Origin of the sequence: Micromonospora yasonensis, assembly GCF_026013475.1 — a bacterium.
Classification (GTDB): Bacteria; Actinomycetota; Actinomycetes; order Mycobacteriales; family Micromonosporaceae; genus Micromonospora; species Micromonospora yasonensis.
In genome coordinates this window covers 1-4176 of the sequence record NZ_JAPDPH010000362.1, presented here as the reverse complement: position 1 = coordinate 4176, position 4176 = coordinate 1, and the positions used below count along the sequence as shown (strand labels likewise).

The 4176-nt window shown below is 73.1% G+C and carries 2 protein-coding genes; both read left to right on the top strand.

What is annotated here, in order from left to right; all coding sequences use genetic code 11:
- The coding region (locus ONA70_RS35000; protein ID WP_265010767.1) for a LuxR C-terminal-related transcriptional regulator at window positions 1-2407 on the top strand (2407 nt) is incomplete at its 5' end.
- 49 nt (window positions 2408-2456) lie between these two features.
- Complete coding sequence (locus ONA70_RS34995; protein WP_265010766.1) at window positions 2457-4127, top strand: NAD(P)/FAD-dependent oxidoreductase; 1671 nt, start codon at window positions 2457-2459, stop codon at window positions 4125-4127.
- The last annotated feature ends 49 nt before the right edge of the window (window positions 4128-4176 follow it).

The window sequence follows — 4176 nt, the reverse complement described above, 5'->3', positions numbered from 1 at the left end:
TGCCGAGCGGGTGCCGGTGCTGATCTGCGTCGACGACGTGCAGTTCGCCGACGCGGTCTCCCAGCACTGGCTGATCCAGCTGCTCGGCCGGCTGCGCAACGCCCGGGTGGCGCTGGTCGCCGCCGAGTGCGTGCTGTCCCGACCGACCAACCCGCGGCTGCGCGCCGAGCTGCTGCGGCTGCCCAGCTACCGCCGGATCCCGTTGCAGCGGCTCTCGCCCGCCGGGGTGGCCACCATGCTGCACCGCCACCTGGACCCGGACACCGCCGCCGCGCTGGCCGGCGAGGTCCACCGGATCAGCGCGGGCAACCCGCTGCTGGTCCGGGCGCTCGTCGAGGACCAGCGCAACGGCGACCGGCCGCCCGCCGCCGGGGGTCGGGTCCGGGTCGGCGAGGCGTACGGGGACGCGGTGCTCAGCTGCGTGCTGCGCGGCCGGCCGGTGCTGATGCGGGTCGCCCAGGCACTCGCCGTGCTCGACGAGGGCGCCGAGAGCGCCGCGCTGGCGGTCCGCCTGCTCGACGACGAGGAGCCGGCCACGGTCGAGCGGGGGCTGGACGCGCTGGATGCCGCCGGTCTGCTGGACCGGGGCGCGCTGCGGCATCCGGCCGCCACCGCCGCGCTGCGGGCCAGCGTCCCGGCACACGAGCGGGCGCGGCTGCACCGGCGTATCGCCGAGCTGCTGTATTCCGACGGCGCACCCCCGACCCGGGTCGCCCGGCACCTGGTCGCCGCCGACCGGTCACTGCCCGACTGGGCGCTGCCGGTGCTGCGCGCCGCCGCCGAGCGGCACCTGGTGGAGAACCGGGCCGCCGACGCGTATGCCTGCGTCGAGGTGGCGCTGCGGATCTGCGCCGATGACAGCCTGCGCGTCCCGCTGAAGGCGCTGCTGACCAGCGCCGCCTGGCTGCTGAACCCGTCGATGAGCGTCCGGCACCTGAGCGAGCTGGCCGAGGCGCTGCGCGAGGGGCGGCTCGGTGACCGGCACGCGCTGATGCTGGCCAAGTACCTGCTCTGGCACGGCCGCTCCGACGAGGCGGCGGAGGCGATCGAGCGCATCGTGGCCCGGGGCGAGGAGAACGACCCGGCCGGCTCGGCCGAGCTGCGGGCGACCCGGGAGATCCTCGCCGCCTCGTACCCGGCGCTGGTCTCCCACCGGCTGCGCCCGGAGCGCGCCGTCCGCCCCACCCGCGATCCCCGGGTACGCAGCGCCGCCGCGCTGTCGTCGCTGCTCGCCGGCGGCGACGAGGACGAGGCGGTGGCCGACGCCGAGGCATGCATGCGGGCCATGCGGCTGACCAAGAAGACCCAGGAAGCGCTGATGTGCGCGGTGGCGACCCTCCAGTTCGCCGACCGGCTGCCCGCCGCGGCGAGCTGGTGCGATCACTGGCTGGCCGAGGCGCGGGCCTGGCAGGTGCCGCTCTGGGAGGCCGAGTTCGCCTCGCTGCGCGCCAGCATCGCGCTGCGGCAGGGCAACCCGCTGCTGGCCAGGCAGCTCGCCGAGGCGGCGCTCAAGCAGGTGCCGCTGGAGAGCTGGGGCGTGTGCATCGGCGGGCCGCTGGCCAACCTGGTGCAGGCCGCCACCGACACCGGCGACCAGGAGGCGGCGTCGACCTACCTGGAGATGCCGGTGCCGGAGGGCATGTTCAAGAGCCGGTTCGGCCTGTACTACCTGCACGCCCGGGGCCGCTTCCAGCTGGAGAACGGCCGCCCGCACGCGGCGCTCAACGATCTGACCACCTGCGGCCAGCTGATGACCTCCTGGGGCTTCGACCGGCCGGCGCTGGTGCCGTGGCGGGCCGAGGCGGCCCAGGCGTATCTGCTCGCCGGCGACGTGGCGCGGGCCCGGTCCCTGGCCCGCGAGCAGTTGGCCCTGGTCGGTCCCCGGGCCTCGCGGACCCGCGGCATGTCGCTGCGGGTGCTGGCCGCGGTCAGCCCGCCCGGGGAGCGCGCCGACCTGCTCACCGAGGCGGTCGAGGTGCTCCGGGGCTGCGGCGACCAGGCTCAGCTCGCGCAGGCACTGGGCGACCTGGGCTGCCTGCACTACCAGGCCGGCCGTCCGGCGCGGGCCCGGCCGCTGGTCGAGACGGCCGCCCGGCTGGCCCGGGCCTGCGGCGCCCGGCCGATCCTGCGCCGGCTGCCGCTGGAGGCGGGCCCGGCCCGGCCCGAGCCGGCCGACCCGGCCGAGCAGGTGAGCCGGGTGGCCGCGCTGTCGCTGCTGTCCGGGGCGGAACGCCGGGTGGCGGCGCTGGCCGCGCGCGGGCACACCAACCGGGAGATCTCCCGCCGGCTGTGCATCACGGTCAGCACGGTGGAGCAGCACCTGACCCGGACGTTCCGCAAGCTCGGCGTCAAGACCCGGGCGGACCTGCCCGAAGAGATCGTGCTGGACATGGCGGTGGCGGGATGAGGCCCGCCGGCCGTCGGGCCCCCGCACACCGTTTCCCGATGAGAAGGAGGTGAGAAGATTGCCGCTCGACAGCTCCGGATCGGGACGTGACGACCGGTTCGATGTGGCGATCCTCGGCAGTGGTATCGCTGGCGGCATGCTCGGTGCGGTGCTGGCCCGCAACGGCGTCAAGGTGCTGCTGCTGGACGCCGGCGCCCACCCACGGTTCGCGATCGGGGAGTCCACCATCCCCTTCACGTCCGGGATGACCCGGATCATCGCGGACCGCTACGGCGTGCCGGAGATCAAGCCGCTGTCCAGCTTCCGCGGCGTGCAGAAGCACGTGTCCCGCAACTGCGGCCGTAAGCAGAACTTCGGCTTCGTCTACCACCGTGAGGGCTCCCCCCAGGACCCCGGGCAGACGAACCAGCTGGTCGTCCCGTCGATGCTGCGGACCGAGTCGCACCTGTTCCGCCAGGACGTGGACACGTACCTGTTCCAGGTCGCGGTGAAGTACGGGGCGCACACCCGGCTGAACACCCGCATCGTGGACGTGGAGATCGACCCGGACGAGGGCGCGGTGCTGCGCTCGGACCGGGGCGAGGAGTTCCGGGCCAGCTACGTGGTGGACGCCGGCGGGTTCCGCTCGCCGCTGGCCGACAAGTTCGAGCTGCGCGAGGTACCCACCCGGGCCCGGACGCACTCGCGCAGCGTCTTCACGCACCTGATCGGGGTACGCCCCTACGACCAGTCGCCGGCCGCCGCGCGCGGCCACGACCAGCCGAACCCGTGGCACCACGGCACGCTGCACCACGTCTTCGACGGCGGCTGGATGTGGGTCATCCCGTTCGACAACCACCCCGACTCGCTCAACCCGCTGGTCAGCGTCGGCCTGACCCTCGACCCCCGGGTGCACCCCAAGACCGACCTGCCCGCGGAGGAGGAGTTCCGGCAGTTCCTGAACCGCTTCCCGGACATCGCCTGGCAGTTCGAAGACGCCAAGCCGGTCCGGCCGTGGGTCTCCACCGGACGGCTGCAGTACTCGGCGAAGCAGATCGTGGGCGACCGGTTCTGCCTGACCTCGCACGCGGCCGGCTTCATCGACCCGCTCTACTCCCGGGGCATGACGAACACCCTCGAACTGATCAACATCATGGCCTGGCGGCTGATCGCGGCCGCCAAGGACGGCAACTGGTCCACCGAGCGGTTCGAGTACCTGGAGACGCTCCAGCAGGGACTGTTCGACTTCCACGACGACCTCGTCTACAGCTCGTTCGTCTCGTTCCGCGACTACGATTTGTGGAATGCGGTGAACCGCACCTGGCAGCTCGGCACCATGCTCGGGAATGTCGTCATCGAGGATGCCTACTTCCGCTATTCCCGCAGCGGCGACGACAAGGTTTTCCTCGCGTTGGAGGACAGCCGGCACCCGGGCTCGCCGTTCCCGGTGAGCGAGAAGTTCAGCGAGTTGGGCATCTTCACCCGGCAGACCTGCCAGGCGGTCGAGGCCGGCACGCTGTCGGCGAAGGACGGGGCCACGCAGATCTTCGCCAAGATTGGCTCGGCCGACTACCTGCCGCCCTCCTTCGGGTTCGGCAACCCGGAGAACCGCTGTTTCAGCGCCTCCCCGTCGAAGATGGCGCGGAACGCGGTGTGGAGCCGGAGCAAGGCGCCGAAGGAGATCGGCGGCATGATGACCCGGGCCACGGCTGGCCTGGTCCGGATGCGGCTGCGCCCCTGACCCACCCCCTGTCACGGCATGGCGGCGGTCCCGGTGTTCCCCCACCGGG